The organism is Arcicella rosea (genome assembly GCF_040543805.1).
GTDB lineage: Bacteria > Bacteroidota > Bacteroidia > Cytophagales > Spirosomataceae > Arcicella > Arcicella rosea.
This window is the reverse complement of record NZ_JBEUMS010000003.1, coordinates 364,621-387,622: the sequence shown is the minus strand read 5'-3', so window position 1 is coordinate 387,622 and position 23,002 is coordinate 364,621. Positions and strand designations below refer to the sequence as shown.

Annotated in this window: 18 protein-coding genes; 17 read left to right on the top strand and 1 reads right to left on the bottom strand. The window is 35.5% G+C overall.

The features are described 5' to 3' along the window. Positions 1–234: 234 nt before the first annotated feature. The 3 genes from ABID42_RS06190 to ABID42_RS06180 all read left to right on the top strand — a co-directional run bounded on the left by ABID42_RS06190 (position 235) and on the right by ABID42_RS06180 (position 3,726). The gene (locus ABID42_RS06190) at positions 235–912 is read left to right on the top strand and encodes a helix-turn-helix transcriptional regulator (protein ID WP_367282901.1); all 678 of its coding nucleotides are present in this window, start codon (positions 235–237) and stop codon (positions 910–912) included. A gap of 421 nt (positions 913–1,333) precedes the next feature. Further along, positions 1,334–2,020, top strand: a complete 687-nt coding sequence (locus ABID42_RS06185; protein ID WP_367282900.1) for a hypothetical protein — start codon at positions 1,334–1,336, stop codon at positions 2,018–2,020. 29 nt (positions 2,021–2,049) lie between these two features. Beyond that, a complete protein-coding gene (locus tag ABID42_RS06180) occupies positions 2,050–3,726 on the top strand; it encodes an astroprincin family protein (protein WP_367282899.1) in 1,677 nt (558 codons plus the stop codon). A gap of 160 nt (positions 3,727–3,886) precedes the next feature. Here the strand turns inward: ABID42_RS06180 and ileS are convergent, their stop codons facing one another. Then, positions 3,887–7,270, bottom strand: coding sequence for an isoleucine--tRNA ligase (gene ileS / locus ABID42_RS06175; protein ID WP_367282898.1), 3,384 nt, complete (start codon positions 7,268–7,270; stop codon positions 3,887–3,889). Positions 7,271–7,500: 230 nt separating this feature from the next. Here ileS and ABID42_RS06170 point away from each other — a divergent pair, with 230 nt between their 5' ends. From ABID42_RS06170 to ABID42_RS06105, 14 genes are all read left to right on the top strand, one after another. After that, a complete protein-coding gene (locus ABID42_RS06170) occupies positions 7,501–7,920 on the top strand; it encodes a hypothetical protein (RefSeq protein ID WP_367282897.1) in 420 nt (139 codons plus the stop codon). 17 nt (positions 7,921–7,937) lie between these two features. After that, positions 7,938–8,366 carry a hypothetical protein gene (locus tag ABID42_RS06165; protein ID WP_367282896.1) on the top strand — a complete coding sequence of 143 codons (429 nt, stop codon included), beginning with the start codon at positions 7,938–7,940 and terminating at the stop codon, positions 8,364–8,366. Between the two features lie 79 nt (positions 8,367–8,445). Beyond that, positions 8,446–8,892 (top strand): hypothetical protein, encoded by a 447-nt coding sequence (locus ABID42_RS06160; RefSeq protein WP_323258685.1) that lies wholly within the window; start codon positions 8,446–8,448, stop codon positions 8,890–8,892. 243 nt (positions 8,893–9,135) lie between these two features. Continuing rightward, on the top strand, positions 9,136–9,735 hold the full coding sequence (locus tag ABID42_RS06155) for an RNA polymerase sigma factor (RefSeq protein ID WP_323258684.1): 600 nt from the start codon (positions 9,136–9,138) through the stop codon (positions 9,733–9,735). A 205-nt stretch (positions 9,736–9,940) separates the two neighbouring features. Beyond that, the gene (locus ABID42_RS06150) at positions 9,941–11,257 is read left to right on the top strand and encodes an oligosaccharide flippase family protein (protein ID WP_367282895.1); all 1,317 of its coding nucleotides are present in this window, start codon (positions 9,941–9,943) and stop codon (positions 11,255–11,257) included. Positions 11,258–11,429: 172 nt separating this feature from the next. Beyond that, positions 11,430–12,455 (top strand): LacI family DNA-binding transcriptional regulator, encoded by a 1,026-nt coding sequence (locus tag ABID42_RS06145; protein WP_367282894.1) that lies wholly within the window; start codon positions 11,430–11,432, stop codon positions 12,453–12,455. Positions 12,456–12,810: 355 nt separating this feature from the next. Continuing rightward, positions 12,811–14,001, top strand: a complete 1,191-nt coding sequence (locus ABID42_RS06140) for a glycoside hydrolase family 88 protein (protein ID WP_367282893.1) — start codon at positions 12,811–12,813, stop codon at positions 13,999–14,001. Positions 14,002–14,030: 29 nt separating this feature from the next. Further along, positions 14,031–15,929 (top strand): glycoside hydrolase family 97 protein, encoded by a 1,899-nt coding sequence (locus ABID42_RS06135; protein WP_367282892.1) that lies wholly within the window; start codon positions 14,031–14,033, stop codon positions 15,927–15,929. A 182-nt stretch (positions 15,930–16,111) separates the two neighbouring features. Beyond that, the gene (locus tag ABID42_RS06130) at positions 16,112–16,972 is read left to right on the top strand and encodes an ROK family protein (protein WP_367282891.1); all 861 of its coding nucleotides are present in this window, start codon (positions 16,112–16,114) and stop codon (positions 16,970–16,972) included. A 9-nt stretch (positions 16,973–16,981) separates the two neighbouring features. Further along, on the top strand, positions 16,982–18,205 hold the full coding sequence (locus ABID42_RS06125; RefSeq protein ID WP_367282890.1) for a sugar MFS transporter: 1,224 nt from the start codon (positions 16,982–16,984) through the stop codon (positions 18,203–18,205). A 41-nt stretch (positions 18,206–18,246) separates the two neighbouring features. After that, positions 18,247–19,335, top strand: coding sequence for a serine hydrolase domain-containing protein (locus tag ABID42_RS06120; protein ID WP_367282889.1), 1,089 nt, complete (start codon positions 18,247–18,249; stop codon positions 19,333–19,335). A gap of 84 nt (positions 19,336–19,419) precedes the next feature. Further along, on the top strand, positions 19,420–21,696 hold the full coding sequence (locus ABID42_RS06115) for a heparinase II/III domain-containing protein (protein WP_367282888.1): 2,277 nt from the start codon (positions 19,420–19,422) through the stop codon (positions 21,694–21,696). An 11-nt stretch (positions 21,697–21,707) separates the two neighbouring features. Then, complete coding sequence (locus ABID42_RS06110; RefSeq protein ID WP_367282887.1) at positions 21,708–22,055, top strand: MmcQ/YjbR family DNA-binding protein; 348 nt, start codon at positions 21,708–21,710, stop codon at positions 22,053–22,055. Positions 22,056–22,159: 104 nt separating this feature from the next. Next, the gene (locus ABID42_RS06105; RefSeq protein WP_367282886.1) at positions 22,160–22,981 is read left to right on the top strand and encodes an alpha/beta hydrolase; all 822 of its coding nucleotides are present in this window, start codon (positions 22,160–22,162) and stop codon (positions 22,979–22,981) included. Positions 22,982–23,002 lie beyond the last annotated feature (21 nt).

Below are 23,002 nucleotides of genomic sequence, written 5' to 3'. Positions count from 1 at the left end.
CATTTGAAGACAGAATTTCACAAGTTGATTTATTGAGTTAGGGGGCTAGCCCCCTAACTCAATAAATCAAATGACACAGTTTAATGAACACTCCCTTAAGATTCTTGACTCATCTTTTAGCATTTACGGAAAATTTAACCGAATAATAAGTTTTTTGGAGATAAATGGCAGTTTGACCCCAATCCTTTACCCTCTAGCGATTATATTTATAACGTTAAACTTAATCTGAACTCGATGATTGATACAAATCAGGAAATAATAGATAAGAATATTCTTGAAATTGCTAAAGTAGCTTGTAAACTACCGGGAGTAGTTGTTTTGCACGACCTTCGAGATTGGTCAGTTGCTTGGATGTCTCCAAGAGGGCTTGGCGAACTTGGCGTGACTTTAGAAGAAATTACCAGTTTATCTTCGGAAGAATATTATTACCGCTATTTTAATCCAGAAGATTCTAAAGATTATGCCCCTAAAGTGTTGAGTTTGATGGAGCGCAATATTGCTGATGAAATTTGTACTTGTTTTCAGCAGGTGCGTTTTCGGATTAATGCCCCTTGGAAATGGCACATGGCAAGTACAATGGTCTTTGCTCGTGATGAAGAAGGAAAACCACTTTTAGCCATTACGATAGCATTTCCTATCGACACCATGCACCACATGACGTTTAAGGCAGAGCGATTGCTAGAAGAAAACAATTTTCTGCGCAATAATTTCCAGTTATTTTCAAGCCTGAGCAAACGTGAATGCGAAATTTTAAAATTACTGGCAATGGGAGTAAGCTCAATAGAAACAGCAGAAAAGCTATTTATTTCGATAGGAACAGTTGAAACACATCGAAAAAATATCAAGAAAAAACTCAATACTAATTCCTATTTTGAACTTTGTCAATTTGCTAGAGCCTTTAATTTAATTTAAAGATTTTTCGTAAAATACCCAGAAATGGGTATTGATTAGCGATGTTGGCATCGCTAATTTGCAGTAAAAGTTGTTGAAAAGTAAGAATTTAAGATACTTATAAAATCCATTTCAAGCTATTTTATGATGAAAGAGTAAAAAAATGACCGTATAATAAGTTTTCAAGGGCTTATGGTTGACAGAATGATAGTCATTTTTATTTTTTCAGTATTTTCGATAATCTTTTCAGGATAAAGACTTTAGGCTATACATCGATTCCACCAAGTATATCCTTCAAATTTAACACAGCATCATAAGGTAATAAAGTCGATTGTTTTTCGATAAAACATGCAAATCGCATGGGTGATAGGCACGTCCATACTTTAGGATGACTCAAAAGGAATGTTCATAAAATATAATAAACCTTTATAAATATTACAGTATGAAAAAACTACTATTGCTTTTAGTGACTATCTGTACAATCGGTGGGAGTGCCTTTTGTCAGGAAAAAGTTAAAATTAAAGCCCCCAATGACGGGAAATTTGCGATTGGTTTGGGCATAGGAACAACACCCGGTTTTGATGTTTCTTACCAATACAACAGCCATTTGAGTGTTAAGTTGAATTACAATTACTTCAAATACAACACGAATACGCAATTGGATATTTCGGATGAGAAGGTTGAGCTAGATGGAAATTTCGATATGAGTGCTGTTGGTTTATCATTAGAATATTTCCCTTTTGAAAAGAGTAGCTTTAAACTAATTGGAGGTGTGAGTTATGTATTGAAAGGCGAATTAGGAGTATTAGCAACCCCAACAGAGAATTATACTTTTGGCGAGACAGTCTTTACTCCTGAAGAAGTAGGAAGTTTCAGGTTTGGGCTAGATTACGGTAAAGGAATTGCACCTTTTGTGGGCATCGGTTTTGGAAGAGCTGTTCCCAAAAAACGAATAGGTTTTGGTTTTGAAGTAGGAACATATTACCTGAAAGAACCAGTAGTATCATTAACAGGCACAGAACGCCTAAGTAGTATGAATGAACAAGAAGCAAAAGTACAAGGCAACATGAACGACTGGCGTTATTGGCCAATGCTAAATCTTAGATTGGCAGTACGCATAAACAAGTAAATAACTTTAATCCTAAAAGATAAGAAATCATGAAACTAAAATATCGTAACTATATCCGTCCTATATTTTATACAATTTTTGGACTCTTTGTCGTCTTTGCCTGTCAGAAAATCAATCCATTCGAAGACGTAGAATTAACCGTAAATACAGACATTTATAAAGCTCCAATTTTGCTCAGGTTTGTAGATGGTAATGCAGATGCAACAAAAGTACCAGAAGGTTTAACTGTAACGATTTCTGGGCCAGATAAAAGTTTAGTATTAGACGATGCAGGCGGGAAAGATTATACTGTAATTGGCAATGTACTTCCTTTGGTATTAAATAAGAATGTTAAGCCATCCGAAGCAAATCCTATTGAATTTACGGTTGCTGTTTCTGGAGTGGGCTATGTATCAACCAGTAAAACGATTACTGTTGTTAGTGCAGATAGTACTTTAGCATTTGACGTTCCCCTAACAAGTGTCGCTAGTCCTCCGCATGGTACAGCAGCAGCAACAAGTGTATTATCGTTGACGACTGGCTCAACAATTAATGTACCCGCTACTGCCGATAAAGCTGAGACGGCTCAGATTACCATAGCACCTGGAACGCAAGTAAAAAATGCAACAGGAAATGTTATTAACGCAACAACTGTAAAAACACAAGTTGTTCAATATGGTACTGAAACTCAGGAAGCATTGACTAGTTTTCCGGGAGGTTTTGCTGCAGAGAATGTTGCTATGCAGAATGGAACTACTACTGAAGGTTCATTTATTACTGGTGGTTTTGTTGCGGTTGATATGGAAGCAGAAGGTAAAAAGGTTACAAGCTTTTCAAAACCAATTGATGTAAAAGTAGGAGTTAGCACAGAACTTGAAAACCCAGAAACAGGTCAAAAAGTACATGAAGGAGATAAAATTCCTACATGGAGTTATGATAGTGAGACAGGAGAGTGGAAAGAAGAAGGAGAAGCAATTGTAACAAAAGGAGCTGATGGTAAGTTGACCGCAACTTTTAAAGCAGCACACTTATCTTATTGGAATTTAGATTGGTATTATAGAGGATGTAGTAATAGGAGTACCACACTAAAATTTAGAGTAGCTTCCAATATCAATACTTATACAAATAGTTACGATTTTTATGGCTATTTATATTTAGTAGCTCCAAATGGTAGTCGCTCATACTATACATCAATTTCAAATTTTGATGTTTTAAATGGTAATTTGAATAATGGTTTTATCAATGCTGGAAGAGCCCCAAATAATTTCAGAGTTCAGCTTGACATTTTTTCAAGAAACAGTTCAGCTCTAATTGGTCGTTCCGCAGCTTTTGACCCTTGCTCATCTACTCCAGTTAATGTAAATGTCTCTGTACCTAATATACCACCTTATATTAATATAGATATAGATTTTACAGTAAAATGTAGTAATAAGACACTAAATATTAAACCATCAACTTGGGTAGATTTTTATGATAGTATTGATAGACGATGGGCGTCAACTTATGCGAGAAGCGGTAAGGCAAGTACTACTTTAAGAGAAGGAAGATCATATACTTTTTATACCTACTATGATGGTAAAAGTTATTCAGGAAGAGTTACGTTTGGAAAGAATTCATCTACCATCGTTACTTCTGGCGGTATAGGCATAACTGGAAATACAAGTTATAATGCTTCAACTGGTAGAGTAAGTGTTTTAGCAAGTTATACTGCTAATGATTGTAAATAATGGATTGTGGTTGATAAATACAGTGAAATGACGAACATGGCTGGGATTCCCTAGCCATGTTTTATTGGTTTTAGTATTCGTAAACGCCAAATAAATAAGGGAAGCTTTCAGACTTGAAAGCTTCCCTTATTTATTTTTATATTCGGGTTGGAAATCCGAACTACACAACTGCTACTTTGACCGTTAAAGTCAATTCTTCAAATTCTACTTCTTGTCCGTCGGCTAATTCGCTGACTACTTCCAATGAAAGTGCTTGTACTTCTTGACTGATAAAGTCTTTGAAAGCTACAACGCCTGCGGTTACTTCTGCATCTGAATCTAATAATTGAATGCTGATTTTATCAGTTACTTCAAATCCTGAATCTTTACGTAAATTCTGGATACGATTAACAAAATCACGAGCGATACCTTCTTGTTTCAACTCAGGAGTAATGTTGATGTCTAAAGCAACGGTAATACCAGCATCAGATGCCGTTAAATATCCCGGTAAATCTTCTGTTTGTATTTCAACATCCTCTAAAGTAATGGTGAAATTCTCAAGAATAATCGTTTTACTTTCTTCCAAAGCTTTCAAATCGTCGGCTGTCATGGAAGTAATTACTGAGGCAACGGCTTTCATATCTTTTCCGAATTTTGGACCTAATGCCTTAAAGTTTGGTTTTACTTTTTTAGACAATACGCCCGAAGCATCGTTTAAGTATTCTACGGCTTTGATGTTTACTTCTGTCTTGATAAGTTCGTCCACATGGCGAATTTGTTCACGAGTTTGTTCGCTCAAAATCGGAATCAAGATTTTAGATAACGGCTGACGTACTTTAATACGATTAGTTTTTCTCAATGAGTGAATCAAAGAACAAATTCTTTGTGCCAAATCCATTGAGGTTTCCAATTCTGTATTAATCCATTCATGTTGTACTTTCGGGAAGTTCGTTAAATGAACAGACTCGTTGATACTTGTTTCGGTATCTGTTAAGTTTTTGTACAACCAATCGCCATAAAATGGTGCAATTGGTGACATCAATTGAGCAACCGTTTTCAAACAAAATGCTAAGGTTTCATAAGCCGATTGTTTATCTGCCGTTACTTCGCCTTTCCAGAAACGTCTTCTACCCAAACGCACATACCAGTTTGAAAGATGGTCGCCCACAAATTCTTGGATGGCACGTCCTGCTTTGGTTGGCTCATAAGTATTATAAGACTCGTCCACTTCTTTTATCAAGGTTTGTAATTTTGATAAAATCCATTGGTCAAGTTCAGTAGCAATCGTTTTGTCGAGCTTGCCAGTTGGCGTGTAGCCATCTAAATTGGCATACAAAGCAAAGAAATTATAAGTATTCGTAAGCGTTCCAAAGAATTTGTTACGTACTTCTGTAATACCTGCTAAGTCAAATTTAAGGTTATCCCACGGCTGTGCATTGGTAATCATGTACCAACGAGTTGGGTCTGCACCGTATTTCTTCAAGGTTTCAAATGGGTCAACGGCATTGCCTAAGCGTTTAGACATTTTGTTTCCGTTTTTGTCTAAAACTAAACCTGTTGAAACCACATTTTTGAAAGCAACAGAATCAGAAATCATTGCCGAAATAGCGTGCAACGTGAAGAACCAACCACGAGTTTGGTCAACACCTTCCGAGATAAAATCTGCGGGATAAGCTTCATCAAAAATATCTTTGTTCTCGAATGGATAATGCCATTGTGCATAAGGCATTGCTCCAGAATCAAACCAAACGTCGATTAAGTCCGTTTCACGAGTCATTACTTTGCCCGAAGCCGAAATTAAATATACTTCATCCACAAACGGACGGTGTAAATCTTCTTTTCCTTCTTTCAACAAAGTCAAGAATTTCTCGTTGGCTGCACGCTGCTCTGCTGATAATACATCGTCTTTCAAAGCGTGTGTAATGCCATTTTCTAATTCTTTCAAAGAACCAACGCATACTTCTTCGCTATCTTCCGAACGCCAAATTGGTAGCGGAGTTCCCCAATATCTTGAACGTGACAAGTTCCAGTCAACTAAGTTTTCCAACCAGTTACCAAAACGACCAGTACCTGTGGATTCAGGTTTCCAGTTAATCGTGTTGTTCAAGGCAATCATTTTATCTTTTACTGCCGTCGTGCGGATAAACCAAGAATCTAATGGATAATACAATATTGGTTTATCGGTTCTCCAACAGTGTGGATAAGGGTGATCAAACTTCTGAACATTGAAGGCTTTATTTTCAGTTTTCAATTGAATCGCAATGCGTTCGTCAACTGATAAATACTTATCTCTTCCTTGTTTGATGCGTTGCTCTTCTTTTTCTGCTTCCGATAAATAAGCTTCTTTTACAGGTTCGTTGGCATAATCAGTAATTTCAGCCACAAAACGACCTTGACGATTTACAATTGGAACATCTTTACCATTTTCGTCTTTGACAAAAATCGAAGGAATTCCACTTTGTTGTGCCACTCTAAAGTCGTCCGCACCAAAAGTTGGTGAAGTATGAACAACACCAGTACCGTCTTCGGTCGTAACAAAATCACCGATAATTACACGGAATGCTGGACTTTCTGGCTGAACGTAAGGCATTAATTGTTCGTACTCGATGCCTTCCAAGAAATTGCCTTTGAATTCGATTACGATTTTCCAAGGAATGATTTTGTCTCCGTCATTATACTTCGAAAAATCGCCATCTTTTCCTTTTTCGTTGAAGTATTTTCCGACCAAATCTTTCGCCAAAACTACATTTACAGGCTCGAAAGTGTATGGATTGAAAGATTTTACTAAAACGTAATCAATGTTTTTTCCAACCGTCAAAGCTGAGTTTGCGGGTAAAGTCCAAGGAGTCGTCGTCCAAGCTAAAATATAAATATTGCTACTATCGGCAGAATCAAACAAGAATCCAGATTTACCAGTCAATTTTACTTTAAATTGAGCCGTCAACGAAGTATCTTTTACATTTTGATACGTTCCCGGCATATTCAATTCATGCGAAGAAAGCCCTGTACCTGCCGCTGGGGAATAAGGTTGAATGGTATAACCTTTGTAGAGTAAACCTTTTTCATAAAGGGTTTTCAACAAATGCCAAACTGATTCAATATAATCGTTTTCGTAAGTAATGTATGGATTATCTAAATCCACCCAATAGCCCATTTTTTCGGTCAAATCATTCCATTGGTCAGTGAATTTCATTACTGTTTCACGGCACTTTTTGTTATATTCTTCAACCGAAATTTTCTTGCCAATATCGTCTTTGGTGATGCCTAATTCTTTTTCTACTTGCAATTCCACTGGCAAACCGTGAGTGTCCCAACCGCCTTTGCGTTTTACTTGCTTGCCTTTTAAAGTTTGATAACGACAGAAAATATCCTTAATCGCACGAGCCATCACGTGGTGAATACCCGGAGTACCATTTGCCGAAGGTGGACCTTCATAAAAAGTAAAAGTTGGATTGCCCTCACGGGTTTCGATAGACTTTTCAAAAATCTTTTCGTCTTGCCAAAATTTAAGGATTTCGTCTGCAACCTGACCGTAGTCAAGGTTTTTATATTCTTTAAAATTCATTATGGACTATAATTCGTTAATTGCTTTGTTAAAAATTATCTGCTGAGATGTTTTTAATATAATAGGTTAGGAAAATTCCTGCAAAAGTACAATAAATGACTGGCTTTTGGAAGGATTAAGTACTAAGAAAAGTATTTTCAATATTCCAACGTTTTGGAGAAGAATGGTGTCTTTGCTGAGTTGGACATTCTGTTTTAAAAACAATCGTTTAAAAACCAACAAATAAACTGATGAAAAAGACACTTGTATTGACAATATTCTGTTTTTTTAGTTTGATTGCCTGTAAATCAGAGGATGTTGGGCCTAAAACTTTGGTAGGAGAATGGTCGCCAACTGATCGGTATCAATCCAGAAATAAAGATGGTACTTGGGGCAAATGGTATGTTTTGATTGGTTTTACAGCAATGCCAGGCTGTAAATTTACAAATGATAATCGTTTCTATTTGACGGGCTCAAGCTACCATAATGATTGTTGTATTAATGGTGTAAAATACAAAGCCATAGATAATAAGATTTCTTTTTTGAATGTAGCGAGCGCTTGTAAATCGCCAACTTGTGTTCCTGATGGGTACATTTTTGAAACAAATCGTAAAGACACCTTAGTATTAGAAGAAAATTCTTTGAGAAGGGAATTTTACAGAACTAAGTAAAAATAACCTTGAAGAACATGAAAAAGTATTTTCTAGTAACAACTTTTCTTTTTTTGATTTTACTCTCTTGTAAATCAAAAGAAGAAATAAATCCGAATAGTTTGGTAGGAAAATGGGTAGCCACTGGCTTGACACAATCCATGAACCAAGACAGTACTTGGAGTGCTTGGCGTGTTAATCCAACTTTTGCTGCCGTAACACCTTCTATCTGGGAATTTACTAATAATGGAAAGTTTTTTGTAGATGGAAAACTCGGTGGAAGTTGTTGTTTTGCAGGTAATGCTTATGTTACTACGGGTAGTAAAATCACATTTAGCCAATTGGAAATGGATTGTTCTACAGTTTATTGCCTCCGTTGTAATTATTGGGATTACGGAAAAGCAGGTGACGATACATTAATATTAAGACAATGTGCTACAAAACTTAAATTTGTACGAGTGAAATAAATATCTATCGTTCCAACCATCAGAATAATTTCTACGTCTTTGCTAAAAACAATTTATAAAATTCAAACTTTGAAATAACATGAAATTATTAACATTATGTGCAGGACTACTGTTGATGGCTAGTGCTTGTCAATCGGTAGAAGAAGTAAATCCATCAAAAGAAAATTCAGCAAAAATTTCTGCGGATAAATTGGTCGGAAAATGGAATCCTACTTATATCCAAAAAGGTAAAGAAGTAGATGCAAAGTGGACAACAATCAACACTTTGGTTGCTTTACCGACCATAGAGTTTACGGCTGACGGAAAATTTTTAAGTGATGGAAAACCCGGTGCTGACTGTTGCGGTTGGGTTGGAAATAAATATACTTTGAAGGATAGTAAAATTATTTTCTCTGATTTTAATCCATGTCCTAATGTTGCTTGTATCGCTATTGCTTGCGACGGTTGGACGGTCCAAAAAATAGAAAGTGATACTCTTGTATTAGAAAGTTGCTTTAATGTTAGCAAATTCGTCAAAGCCAAATAATAATAATCGGTTTACGAAACATTGTTTAACCTCATAACAAGTATTAAAATTGTTTTTGCCTCTGTGAGTAAATCTTGCAGAGGTTTTTTTGTGCCATTCGTGCAAGTGAGAAGTATTATTGAGCCTTTAAGTTCAAGAATAAAGCATGTTGTGAGAGGAGTATATAAATTCTTTGCTAAAAAATCATAAAATTATTTTATTTAATGTTTTTATTATTATATTTGCTTAATCAATTAAGCAACCATGGAAAATAAACAGCTCGAAACGTTATCAAAATCGAATGATTTTTATCTCGAATTATGGAATCAAGCTAGGTTAGGTAGCAGGGAAGCATACGCCCAACTTTGTGAGAGCCATTATAGAACATTGTTTAACTATGGGCTGAATCTGACAAAAGATAGAGAATTGGTCAAGGATGTGATTCAGGACTTGTTTTTATACCTTTGGGAAAAACGTAATGTAATTGGGGAAATCAATGTAATGACGATTTACTTGATTCGTGCTACTCGAAATAATTTGATTTCACAGTTACGTAAAAATCAATGGAATGTACTCTACGATAATTTTGATAGTGAAGACGAGCTTACAGATGAGCAAACAATAGAAAGTAGCTTAATCGAATATGAACGATATTCACAAAACGAGCAAAGGATGAGAAAAGCCATTGAATTATTACCAAAACGCCAAAGAGAAGTACTTTTCTTGAAGTTTTACCAAGGAGTAAGTAATACAGATATTGCTAATTTGATGAATATTAATAATCAATCGGTGTCTAACCATCTTCAGAAAGCACTGATTACTTTAAGAGCTTTATTCCCTAACCACTGGAAAAAATTGTTTTAGGCTTTCTTAATTACATAGCGATATTATGACGATGACTTCCTCTCAATCATAATATTTTACACTAAGTTTGTAACAATATATAGCAATAAAGGACTATAGATATGATAAATCTATCACAAGATGTATAAGTGTTTATAGTTGTTTTGCTTACCTTTGATGGTGCAATTCTCCACAAGACCGCTATTATATTGTCAAATTTATAAAAATGAATGTTGTATTAAGGAATATTAGAGGTTTACTACTCCTTCAATTAGTTAGTTATGTACTGCCTTTAGTTGTTATACCCTATGTTTTTAGGGCTATTGGTCCTATTTATACAGGTAAAGTAAACTTTTCTCAATCGTACATCAATTATTTTTTGTTGTTGATTAATTACGGCTTTGATATTACTGGTACAAAGCGTATTTCGGTAGTTAAGGATAAGCCCAAAGAATTAGTTGAAACGTTTAATGAAATTATTTCTACCAAGATTTTCTTGTTCGTTATTAGTACTGTTGTATTTCTTATTTGTACTTTATCGATACCAACACTTCGTTCAGAGTTTGCTCTTCATTTTTACTCTTTTAGTTTTTGTTTGGGTTGGGTATTTTTCCCGACTTGGTTTTTTCATGGTATTCAAGAAATCCAGACGGCTGCGCTTATTGCTTTGTGTTTTAAGTTAGTTTCTTCAATCGCTATTTTCTTTGTTGTGAACGATGTTGAGTCATTTTATTGGTTTAACATTCTGACAAGTTTAGGACAAATTTTAGCTGGTTTATGGGCATTTTATCTTGCCATGAAACGCTACAATATTAACTTTTACTTCATTAAGCTTCAACGAATTATTGAATTATTGATTGAAGAGCGTTTCTATTTTGTCTCTACAATCGTGGTTAATTTATACACTACTACGAATGTTTTTTTGATTGGCTTTCTGTTAGACGATAGGAGTGTCGGAATTTACTCAGCGGCAGTTAGGCTTATTACTATTGTTGTTACTGTTTGTATTAACCCGATATCGCAATCTATTTTCCCTGAGATTGCGAACAAAATGAATGCTAATCTCCAAAAGGGTTTAGAATTAGTCCAGAACATTATTCCTGTAGTATTCTTCATCACAGTTTTAGGAACAGTTTTTCTGTATATAGTAGCACCATTTATTGTTTCCTTTATTTTCGGTGAGAAATTTGTTGACTCAATAGGCGTATTTCAATACTTGTGCATCATTCCAATTTTATCCAGTTTGAGTTTGTTTCAAGCACATACCATGTTAAGTTTGAAATTAGATAGATACATTCTGAATATTACTTTGATTGCTGGTATTGTCAGTGTTGCTATCAATCTTATTTTTATCAATCTTCTTCAATATTACGCTTCAGTACTGGCATACGTTTCTGTGGAGGCATTTATATTGATTGCAGGATATTTTGTACTGAGATATAAAGGACTGACGGTCATTGTTTTTGATAACTTCTCTGCTAAATCATTCCGTTATTTAATCAAGAATTTTAATCTTTTTGGGAGTAAATCAGAAGGAAATTGATTGATAGAAATGGCGTAATATGATGAATATTCGAACAATTTCAGTTTGACCATCTCGTATAAATCTCTATTCCCTTGATTAATCGGTAATATCTTCTCGATAAATTAAAATAATCGTTTAACTTGTCTTATATTTATCCAATTTTATAAGCAATCCATTTAACTATACTGAGATGAAAAAAATGTCTATTAAGGCTGTTGCCGAAACATTAAAAATTTCAACTGCAACTGTTTCTTATATCCTTAATGGCAAAGCCAAAGAAAAACGTATTAGCGAAGAACTTACGAAAAGGGTGCTAGCGTATGTTGAAGAAAACAATTTTAAGCCCAATCACCTCGCTAAAAGTTTAAGAACAGGCAAAACCAACGTAATTGGATTAATTGTTGAAGACATTGCCGATCCTTTTTTTGCCAGTGTAGCTGGAAATATCGAGAACATCGCTTATGAAAATGGCTATAAAATTATCTACAGTAGCACCAAAAATAACCCCGTAAAAGCGAAAGAATTAATCAATACTTTTAGAGAAAGAAATGTAGATGGCTATATCATTACACCAACAGAAGGACTTGAAAATGATATTACTCAGTTGATTAATAGCGGTTTACCTGTTGTGCTTTTTGATAGAAATTGTACAGATATCGATGTTAGTTATGTGGGAATGGACAATTTTGATAGTGCCTACAAAGCTGTAAAGCACCTGATTTCAAAAGATTATAAAAACATCGCTTTGATTACGCTTGATTCTTCACAAGCACAAATGATTGACCGTTTATTGGGCTATGAAAAAGCCGTTTATGAAAAACGTATTCCTTCAATCATCAAGAAGTTTGAATACTCTTCTGCCAAAGTAAACAATATTACGGAGGAAATTGGACAATTTTTAATAGAGAATCCATCTGTAGATGCACTTTTTTTTGCAACCAATTATTTAGCAATCAGCGGTATAGAATTATTAAATCGTAAAAGAATCAAAATTGGAAAAGACATCGGTATCATGGTATTTGATGATAATGATTTGTTTAGAATTCACCAGCCTTCAATTTCGGCAGTTGCCCAACCCATTACCGAAATGTCCAAACAATTAATCAATACTTTGTTAATGCACATGGAAAATACGGATAAGTACGATGCCCAAGAGTTCATTATGCCTGCTTCTATTATTATTAGAGATTCTTCATCGAAAGAAGAGATTGCTTAACTGATTAACCTACTGTGTTGCTCCTTTTCGTTTTTTCATTAATATTTGAGCCTTTTTATTGCTAAAAAGTAATAAAAATGGGTTCTATTTTTGCTTGTCTATAAAATTGCTAAAATATACCCTTCAAAAAGTACTTTTTTTCTCCTTAACCTGAATTATCATTCTTTGATAAATATAACAATAGAAATATTTTGTGATATATTTTTTTTAAATTAGATTTGCTTAATCATTTAAGCAAATCTAATTTCGATACTCCTTTCACTAAATCTCTACATGACAAGAAATAATCAATCAGTATTCTAACCGAAACTAAACGTCATTATTATTGAAAGCAGGGTATGTTAATTACAAATCAATGAAAAAAGCAATCATATTATCAATCCTTTTTGTCACTTTAGCTTTACAGACAAGAGCACAGTTTTTGGCTCAGCAAAATATTGATTATTGTGCTAAACAGGCGAGTAAAACCATTAGTGCTTTGCCAACGGATGGACAATTGAATATTCCAAGAAGCATTAATAAGAATACAAAAGATTGGCGATTGGTTGATTACCAAGATTGGTGCAGTGGCTTTTGGTCGGGTTCGTTATGGTACTTGTATGAAGGAACGAAGAACCCTTTTTTCAAAACTCAAGCCGAGAGATTCGACAAACAATTATTGCCATTATCCGAACAAAAAGTAGCTTACGACCACGATTTGGGCTTCCAAATTTTTTGTAGTTATGGCAACGGTTACAGACTAACGAAAAACCCCTCTTATAAAAAAGTAATGCTAAGCACAGCGAATGTATTAGCAACTTTATATAATCCAAAAGTTGGGACGATACTTTCGTGGCCCAGAGAAGTACAAAAATTTGGTGCGCATAATACCATTATTGATAATATGATTAACCTAGAATTGTTGTTTTGGGCATCCAAAAATGGAGGAAATAAAAACCTCTATAAAATAGTAAAGACACATGCTTTAACGACGATGAAAAACCATTTCAGAGACGATTATACTTCATATCATGTGGTTTTGTATGATACCTTGACGGGTAAAAAAATCAAAGGAATTACTCATCAAGGCTATGCCGACCATACCATGTGGGCAAGAGGGCAATCGTGGGCTATTTATGGTTTTACGATGTGTTATCGTGAAACAAAACATCCTGAATTCTTAGATTTTGCTCAGAAAGTAACAGACGTATATTTAAAAAGTTTACCAGACGAAAGCCTAATTCCGTTTTGGGATTTTAATGCGCCTGGTATTCCTAATACTCCTCGTGATGCTTCTGCGGCAGCGGTTACGGCTTCTGCTTTGCTTGAACTTTCTACTTTGGTAAAAGATAAAAAGAAGGCTGTGCTTTATTATTCAAAAGCCAAGAAAATGCTTGAAAGTCTTTCAACAACAAATTATCAAAGTGGCGCAGTAAATGATGCCTTTTTATTGCATTCGACAGGAAATATGCCAATTGGTGGTGAAGTAGATGCTTCAATTATTTATGCCGATTATTATTACATCGAAGCCTTGTTGCGATACAAGAAAATGAATCAAAAGAAATAATTATAAATACTCTTTATAGAAGATTAATGATGAAAAAGATTTTAGCAATAATTTTTACCTTGGTTTTTACCCATACCTTGCTCGCACAGAAAGGTATCATAGATAGTACCAGAACAACGATTACTTCACCCGATAGAAATATCCTTTGTACGGTTTATCAAAAGATTGATGAAAAGGGCAAGAAAGCTATTTTTTATACGGTAAGCTACAAAGGCAAAGCAGTAATATTGGAATCTGAGCTAGATATTCAGTTGGATAATCACCTTTCAGAATTGGCAATGGCGCTGAAAGTAGATAAAACCGAAAAGTGGTGTGAAGACTTACAATTTGTGGGTATTAAAACCAGCCAGAAAGATACTACTTGGAAGCCTCTATATGGCGAGCGTTCGCTGATTAGAGATTATTATCAAGCAGTAAATCTTGCTTTCAAAAAAGCTAGCAACGCCGACTATACTTTAGAAATACAAGTACGTGCCTATGATGCGGGCATCGCCATTCGTTATTATTTCCCTGAGAATCCTAAAGGTTCTTACTACCAAATTACGGCTGAAAATACAGAATTTGCTTTGCCAACAGGAACAACAGCATTTTATACACAATGGGCGCAAGGCAAATATGCTGAATTACCCCTTGAAAATTGGGTAGATGCTGGGGAAAGACCTATGCCTTTACGATTGACTAATGGTTTGTGGGCTTGTTTAGCGGAGGCACAAATGGTAGATTATGCGAGAGCTAAATTCATTATCAGTAAAACCAAAAAGAATACTATTCAAACAGCATTATATGGTGGGGTTGATGGTATTACTTATTTCGGTACGCCTTGGCGAGTAATCATGATAGCAGAAAGTGAAGGAAAATTGATTGAGAATAATGACATTATCCTAAACTTGAATACGCCTAATAAAATAGCGAATACGGATTGGATTAAACCTGGGAAAATCATCAGAGAAATGACCCTTACTACCGAAGGAGCCAAAACTGCTATTGATTTTGCTGTAAAAAGAAACTTGCAATATGTATTGTTCGACTGGAAATGGTATGGCCCCGCCCTTACTTGGGATACTGATGCTACGCAAGTAAAAGCCAAAATGGATATGGCCGAAATAGTGGCTTATGGCAAAGAACGAGGTGTGGGAATTTGGTTGTATGTAAACCTCCAGTCGCTATATAAACAAGCAGACGAGATTTTTCCATTGTATAAAAAATGGGGAATTAAAGGAGTGAAATTTGGCTTTGTACAAACTGGCAGCCATCGCTGGACTACTTGGGTAGAGGAGGCCATCAAGAAATGCGCTGATAACCAGTTGATGGTGAATATTCATGACGATTGGCGCCCGACTGGAGAAATGCGTACTTATCCAAACCTGATGACAGCCGAAGGTGTAAGAGGAAACGAAGAAATGCCAGATGCTACACACAACGTAACACTACCTTTTACAAGATACATTGGTGGGGCAGCAGACTATACCATTTGTTATTTTGATAAACGAATCAAGACTACTCATGCCCATCAGTTGGCAATGGCAGCGGTATATTATAGCCCTTTACAAACCTTGTTTTGGTACGACCAACCAAAAGCTAGTAATGATGAACCAGAATTGGAGTTTTGGAATAAAATTCCAACTACCTGGGATGAAACAAGGGTAATTCAAGGAGAAATATCGAAATATATTACCACAGCCCGTAGAAATGGGAAAGATTGGTTTGTGGGTACATTAACAAGTAACGAAGGAAGAACACTAAAAATAAAGTTAGATTTTTTACCCAAAGGCATTAAATATACCGCCAATATTTATGCCGATGATAGCACTTTAACCAGTGCTACAAAAGTTGGTATCCAACGCATTACAGTAGATAGCGCTACTGTATTGGATGCTAAACTTTTACCATCTGGTGGGCAAGCCATTTGGCTTACTCCGCTAAAATAATAAATCGACTAAGTAATTGGTAGTTGTTCTGCTTATTAACGAAGCCAATTTAGGCTGATTAAAGCCTTCGCCAAAACGTCAAAATATTTTAATAATATCAAAAGAAACCCTTTCTAAAAATTTTCAGTGAAGATGGAAGTTTACACAAAATCTTCACTGATTTTATAAGAATCTTTAAATTTATGTACATCGGAGTTGACATCGGAGGCTCGCACATCACAGCGGCACAAGTAAATATTGAAGATGGGAAAATCATTACTTCATCAATCGTCAGAAGTAAGCTGAATCCTCATGCTTCGTCAGAAGAAATTTTAACAGCTTGGGCAAACGCCATTGTCCAAACTAGCAATCAAGTAAAAACCTATTACTTGGGTATAGCCATGCCTGGTCCATTTGATTATGAAAATGGAATATGCTTGATGAAGAATGTTAATAAGTACGAAAGTTTGTATGGCTTAAATATCAGAAATGAGCTTTCCGAAAGACTATCGATACCGATTGAGAATATTAGTTTTAGAAATGATTCAGAAGCATTTTTAGAAGGTGAAATGCTTTTTGGAGCGGGTCAGCATTACGAAAAAGCCATAGGCATCACCATGGGTACAGGCTTAGGTACATCAATCTACAAAAATGGCGATGCCAAAGACATGGCAATGGGAATAAACCATCAATTACTAGAAGGTGTTGCAGAAGACTATATTTCTACCCGTTGGTTTGTAAAACGCTACCATGAATTAACAGGAAAAACGGTTGATGGTGCCAAGCAATTAGTAGAAAGCTTTGAAAATGATGAAGCCTCACAAGAAGTATTCACAGAATTTGCCAAAAATGTATGCCTGTTTATTGATGATTTTACCAAGATTTTTCATCCAGAGTTAATTATAGTAGGCGGAAATATTGCAGGTGCTTCGCCTTTGTTTTTTCCAGAAGTTGAAAAAATGTTATCAGAAAACACTCATAAAATACAACTTATCAAATCTTCTCTGAATGAACAAGCGGCCTTAATGGGTGCGGTTGGTCTATGGAAAAAACAATTAAAATAAATTTCAATAATGACTCAAAAGATAAAACTAACCGAAAAGCAATACCTAGTTACTTTCATTTTCGTTACCTCACTTTTTATGCTTTGGGGAATAGCCCATTCTATGAGCGATGTATTGAATAAACACTTTCAAAATGTATTGAATGTTTCTAAATCTCAATCAGGACTGATTCAGCTTTCGGTTTTTGGTGCGTATGCTGTGATGAGTATTCCTGCAGGAATATTTATGAAAAAGTTTGGCTATAAAAATGGCGTATTGTTTGGCTTGTCACTTTTTGCAATAGGAACATTTTTGTTTATTCCAGCGGCCAATGCTACGTCGTTTATTATGTTTCGTGGGGCATTGTTTATCTTAGGTTGTGGTATGGCTACGCTAGAAACCGTTGCTCACCCTTTTGTAGCATCATTAGGAAATCAACAGACCAGCGACCGAAGACTTAACTTTTCACAATCGTTTAATGCTGTTGGGGCTATCATTGGACCAGCCATAGGTTCCTACTTTTTATTCAGTGGAAGGGCTGAACATTCAAACGATTTAGATTCTGTTAAAACACTTTATACAGCCATCGGTTGTGTGATTGCTTGTATCGCTATTGCCTTTGCTTTTGTGAAAGTACCTGCTTTTACTGATGCACACGAGATTCTTGAAGATGATGTTAAAAATCCATCATTTAATACTACTGAAAAAACTTTATGGCAGAATCGTCATTTTGTGTGGGCGGTAATTGCACAGTTTTTTAATGTAGCAGCTCAGGCTGGTACTTGGGCTTACTTTATTAATTATGGTCATGACGTAATGGGTTTTAGTGATGAAATTGCTGCTAAATACATGACTATTTTTATGGCAATGATGGCATTAGGCCGTTTTGTAGGTACTTATTTAATGAAATTTATTCAACCTAATGTTTTGTTATCATTCTTCGCATTAGGCAGTATTATCTCTTGTTTAATTGTGGCTCAAGCTTGGGGCTGGACTTCATACATTGCCTTAATGTTTATCAATTTCTTCTTCAGCATCATGTTTCCAACCATTTTTAGCTTAGGACTAAAAAGCTTAGGAAAACATACTCAGCAAGCCTCTTCATTTATTTCGATGGGTGTCGTAGGTGGTGCTTTCTTTCCATTGTTAATGGGTTTAGTCGCTAATCAAAATGTAGCACACGCTTACTATTTACCGATTATATGCTACGGTGTTATCTTTTTGTTTGCCTTCAAGATGTATAAAGTGAAATAGTGTTTGTAGTGGTGATTGCATATTTCTGTAAAAGGATGAAAATGATACAAAACAAGCTTCAGTTTTTGTTGATAATATGTTTAATATTTTCAGGAAAGACTGAAGCCCTTTCTCAAGGCTTTTCTTTAATCGACCAACAAGTACAAACTTGGGTAGATAGCGGATATTATCATGGGGCGAATTTGATTATTGGTAATCGCCAAAAAGTGCTTCATCAAAAATCATTCGGAAATTATCAACCCGAAACTAGTACTTATATTGCTTCGGCGGGGAAATGGCTAGCTTCTGCTACAATTGCAGTGTTAGTAGACGAAGGGGAATTATCTTGGGACGATAAAGTAATAAAATGGTTACCCGAATTTGCTGATGCCAAAGGACAAGCTACGCTTAGGCAATTGTTTTCACATACTGCCAATTATCCTGATTATCAACCCAAAGGAAACCACAGAGATGATTACCAAACTTTGGAAGAATCTGTCAGACATATTTTACCATTACCTATAGAGGCTCCCTCAGATTCTTCGTTAAAACGTCAATTCAAATATGGAGGTTTAGCTATGCAAGTGGCTGGAAGAATGGCAGAAATAGCTACTGGAAAAACATGGGAAACGATATTTCAAGAAAAAATCGTTCGCCCTTTACAAATGTCTAATACACACTTTACTCCTGTAGATTCAGTAGGTGGAGGGCATAGCCCCATGCTTGGTGGAGGGGCAGTTTCTTCTGTGAATGATTATGCCCATTTTTTACAGATGTTTTTAAATAAAGGCGTTTACAAAGGTAAAAGAATTTTATCCGAAAAAGCAATTGCTGAAATGCAAGCAGATCAAATTGGTGATGCTTTTGTAACGATGCCAGAGTTCCCTCAAAAAGTACGTGATGCTAAACATAAAAGTATTTACGGGTTGGGACTATGGAGAGAAGAAATTGATAAAAATGGTAATCCTACATTAATAAGTAGCCCAAGTTGGGCAGGTGCTTACCCTTGGATTGATTATAAAAATGGCGTTTTTGGCTTTCTATTAACACACATATTGGATGGGAAAATGGGTAAAAATAATTTTAGTTCTTTTTATGCAAGTCCAGTTTTGGCTTACTTATTAAGATCAGAACTTCGAAATAACCATTAAATTAACGATTTAGGCTATGCCGATTTCGATTGGTTTAGGGTTGAAAAATAAGTGTTATAACAATTTATTACTAGTATAAAACCAATGAAAGTAAAACAGATACTCTTCCTCGTTACCATTTGTTGTTATTTTTCAATAACAAGCTTTGCTCAAAAACATCAAAACCTATACTTTACCAAAGACAGAGTTGATTTACTAAAACAGAGGATTACTACGGAAGAAGAATTCAAGAATAATTGGAACGATATACTTTCGGAGGCAAATACACTTTTGACAAAAAAAGATTACGGTAAAATTGATTATCTATCGTTAGCCTATTTGGTTACAGGTGAAAAAAAGTATGCAGATAAAACAAAAGCTCTTTTGCTGGATTTGTGTACACGCACTACTTGGTCGAATCCAGAAATGCTAAAACGCCAACCTGCTTGGTCTTCAGATTTAAAGACGGCTGAAAACTGTTGGAATGTAGCAATGGGTTTAGAAGGTGTTTATAATGAATTGACTAAAGAAGAACGAAAGACGATTGTTGACGGTTTAATGCGAATGGGCATTCGTCCAGCCGTTAACGAATGGCTTTTGCCCGAAAACCGTATTCATAGTTTAAACTCTATGGGGCATAACTGGTGGACAGCCTGTGTCTATATGGCGGGTGTGGCGTCATTAGCTATTAAAGACGACGCCCCAGAAGTAAATGCTTGGATTGAAGAAATGAATCAAGCATCAAAAGAATGGTTTGGTTTTGCGGGTGACCAATTACAGTCAAAACCAAAAACTTGGGACACCAAAGGAGGAATGTACGAAAGTGTAAATTATGCTGCTTTCGGAGTATCTGAATATTTGTTCTTTCGTTTAGCTCACCAGAATGTACTTCCCAAAGTAAAACAACCCGAAATTTCACTATTGAAAAACATTCCTAATTTCTTCATGCACGTGGCTTATCCACGTGATGGAATGCTTTACTCATTGAATTTTGGGGATAGCCATAAAAATATTGCAGGCGAACGCCCTGTGAAATTACTTTGGGCATTGGGCTATCAGAATCCAAATGCTTTATGGTATTTGAATCAAATTGAAAATTTTCAACATCGTGAGGGTTTGTTCAAAAATGCACCTTTGGGCATTCTGTATCATCCAGACATGAGTAAAGCTCCTGTTTTACCGAACTTACCTACATCCGAAATTTTTGAAGAAATGGATTGGACGACTATGCGGACTTCTTGGGAGAAAAATGCTACCATGCTAGGCATAAAGTCAGGGCATACTTGGAATCACTCACATGCAGATGCTAATTCATTTATATTGTTTCATAAAGGCGAAGCTGTGATTAAAGATGCGGGGAATAGCAGTTATGGCACAAAGGAATATCCAGAGTATTTTTTCCAAAGCCCTGCTCATAATGTACTTACTTTTAATGGAAAGTATCAACCAAAGGAACAACAATACGGAGGGTCGCCATTGCGTGGTGAGATGAGCGAATTGCTTGATGCAGGCGATATTAAATATGTGATGGCGAATGGTACAGGACCAACGTCAAGTATTTATGCTAGGAATTTTCGTCATTTTTTGTGGCTAGGCAAAGTAATTCTAGTCATTGATGATGTGAAAGCTTATGAAGCTGGTAAATTTGAATGGCTTTTGCATCCAGAAGGAGAATCAAAAAAAGAACGTGGAGACATTAGTATTGTGAATAAAAAAGCGGCTGTTTTAGTACGTCCACTTTTTCCTGAAACCTTGGTAGAAACAGGATTTAATCATGATTTTCCAGAGAAAATGATTTTGTCTGAAATACTTGCTCCAAAAGAAGATAATGTAAAAGAACAAGAAAAATATTATAGTATTGCTTCGCCAGAACCAATGCGACAAACAAAATTTATTACTGCTATCATTTTAAAAGATTCGGTAAACGATAAAAATATTCCAGAAATAGAGCGCTTGAAAGGAGATGAGATGATTGGAGTACGCATCAAACAAAATGGAAAAGTAACAGATGTATATTTGAATCTACAAGCAGATGGACGATTGATGCACTTAAATAGTATCAAAACCTTTAATGGATTTACAACAGACGCTTATTTGACAAGTATTACTTACCCAGAAAATAAGCCCAATGAAATAAGTGATTACTTTATTGGTTACGGAAGCTTCTTGCGTAAAGAAAACAAAACGTTATACAGCTCGCTTTCTAAATTATTTTTTATAGCAAAGAAGCAAGACAAAACGTTTAATATAAACGTTAGTGGTCAGCCAATTATTAACGCTACTTTTAGTCTTGATAAAAAGCCAGAAACTGTAATTGTCAATAAGCAAGTAAGTACGATAGATTATACAAACAGTCAGTTGAAAATTAGGTTAGAAAAATAAAAACCAAACTCATGAATATTGAAAAAATTAGAGAAATCTGCTTGTCTTTTCAACATACTTCAGAAGGCATAAAATATGGCGACCAACTCTGTTTCATGGTCATGGGTAAGGTTTTTTGTTCATCTAATACTAAGAATTTAGATAAGGTGAACTTCAAAGTAGCAGATGAATTATTTGAAGAGTTTTGTGATAGAGAAGGTATTGTACCTGCACCTTATGGCGGAGCAAAATTCAAATGGGCACAAGTAACGAGTTTCGATGTATTGACGGATAAAGAATGGAACGATTTTATCAAAGAGTCTTACGAATTAGTAAAAGCAAAATTACCCAAAAAGGCTTTTTTGAAAACAGAAGAGTAAGATCTGCTATCGAAAATTAGCTATTATTTTGATTGAAATACTGCAAAATCAAGATGTTTTTTTCACTTTTGTTAATCGAAAATTTATTTAAACAATTTAACAAAATGAGAATCCTACGAAATACATTATTGACTTTTTTCCTCTTTTTTAACCTAGTTTGTTCTGCTGCTGTTGTGGACACTGTTGTTACTTACAGTGCTGTCATGAAAAGAAATATTAAAGCAGCTGTGATTGTTCCTGATAATTATAAAAGCCAAAAAGCTTTGCCAGTTGTCTATCTTTTGCATGGCTATAGCGATAACTATTCAGGCTGGCTAACCAAAGCAAAAGGTTTTGAAAAAGCAGTTGATCAATACAATATGATAATCGTTTGTCCAGACGGTGGGTTTTCAAGCTGGTATTGGGATAGTCCTATTGACCCAAACTATCAATACGAAACCTATGTATCTACCGAACTGGTAAAATGGGTTGATGATAATTACAAAACCATCAAAGACCGTAAAGCCAGAGGAATTACAGGTTTAAGTATGGGTGGACATGGTGCTTTGTATCTTGCTTTGAAACATCAAGATGTTTTTGGAACGGCTGGAAGTATGAGCGGAGGCGTAGATATTCGTCCTTTCCCGAATAATTGGGATATGACCAAACGCCTTGGGAAATATTCAGAACAGCCAGAACGTTGGGAAAAGAATACCGTAATTAACTTACTTCATTTACTTACGCCTAATTCACTGGCTTTGATTATTGATTGTGGCACGGAAGATTTTTTCTATAAAGTAAATGAAAACCTTCATGAACAATTATTATACAGAAATATTCCTCACGATTACCTTACTAGACCGGGAGGTCATAACTGGTCATATTGGTATAATGCTATTCAATATCAATTGTTATTCATGAATAACTACTTCGCAAAAGCGAAATAATTCTAATATAAATATTTTAAT

Bases quoted from the DNA above. Each gene is read 5' to 3' on its own strand.
- ABID42_RS06170 (WP_367282897.1), top strand. From the start codon at position 7,501: ATGAAAAAGACACTTGTATTGACAATATTCTGTTTTTTTAGTTTGATT.
- ABID42_RS06180 (WP_367282899.1), top strand. From the start codon at position 2,050: ATGAAACTAAAATATCGTAACTATATCCGTCCTATATTTTATACAATT.
- ABID42_RS06140 (WP_367282893.1), top strand. From the start codon at position 12,811: ATGAAAAAAGCAATCATATTATCAATCCTTTTTGTCACTTTAGCTTTA.
- ABID42_RS06135 (WP_367282892.1), top strand. From the start codon at position 14,031: ATGAAAAAGATTTTAGCAATAATTTTTACCTTGGTTTTTACCCATACC.
- ABID42_RS06120 (WP_367282889.1), top strand. From the start codon at position 18,247: ATGATACAAAACAAGCTTCAGTTTTTGTTGATAATATGTTTAATATTT.
- ABID42_RS06105 (WP_367282886.1), top strand. From the start codon at position 22,160: ATGAGAATCCTACGAAATACATTATTGACTTTTTTCCTCTTTTTTAAC.
- ABID42_RS06110 (WP_367282887.1), top strand. From the start codon at position 21,708: ATGAATATTGAAAAAATTAGAGAAATCTGCTTGTCTTTTCAACATACT.
- ABID42_RS06145 (WP_367282894.1), top strand. From the start codon at position 11,430: ATGAAAAAAATGTCTATTAAGGCTGTTGCCGAAACATTAAAAATTTCA.
- ABID42_RS06150 (WP_367282895.1), top strand. From the start codon at position 9,941: ATGAATGTTGTATTAAGGAATATTAGAGGTTTACTACTCCTTCAATTA.
- ABID42_RS06155 (WP_323258684.1), top strand. From the start codon at position 9,136: ATGGAAAATAAACAGCTCGAAACGTTATCAAAATCGAATGATTTTTAT.
- ABID42_RS06165 (WP_367282896.1), top strand. From the start codon at position 7,938: ATGAAAAAGTATTTTCTAGTAACAACTTTTCTTTTTTTGATTTTACTC.
- ileS (WP_367282898.1), bottom strand. From the start codon at position 7,270: ATGAATTTTAAAGAATATAAAAACCTTGACTACGGTCAGGTTGCAGAC.
- ABID42_RS06160 (WP_323258685.1), top strand. From the start codon at position 8,446: ATGAAATTATTAACATTATGTGCAGGACTACTGTTGATGGCTAGTGCT.
- ABID42_RS06125 (WP_367282890.1), top strand. From the start codon at position 16,982: ATGACTCAAAAGATAAAACTAACCGAAAAGCAATACCTAGTTACTTTC.
- ABID42_RS06185 (WP_367282900.1), top strand. From the start codon at position 1,334: ATGAAAAAACTACTATTGCTTTTAGTGACTATCTGTACAATCGGTGGG.
- ABID42_RS06130 (WP_367282891.1), top strand. From the start codon at position 16,112: ATGTACATCGGAGTTGACATCGGAGGCTCGCACATCACAGCGGCACAA.
- ABID42_RS06115 (WP_367282888.1), top strand. From the start codon at position 19,420: ATGAAAGTAAAACAGATACTCTTCCTCGTTACCATTTGTTGTTATTTT.
- ABID42_RS06190 (WP_367282901.1), top strand. From the start codon at position 235: ATGATTGATACAAATCAGGAAATAATAGATAAGAATATTCTTGAAATT.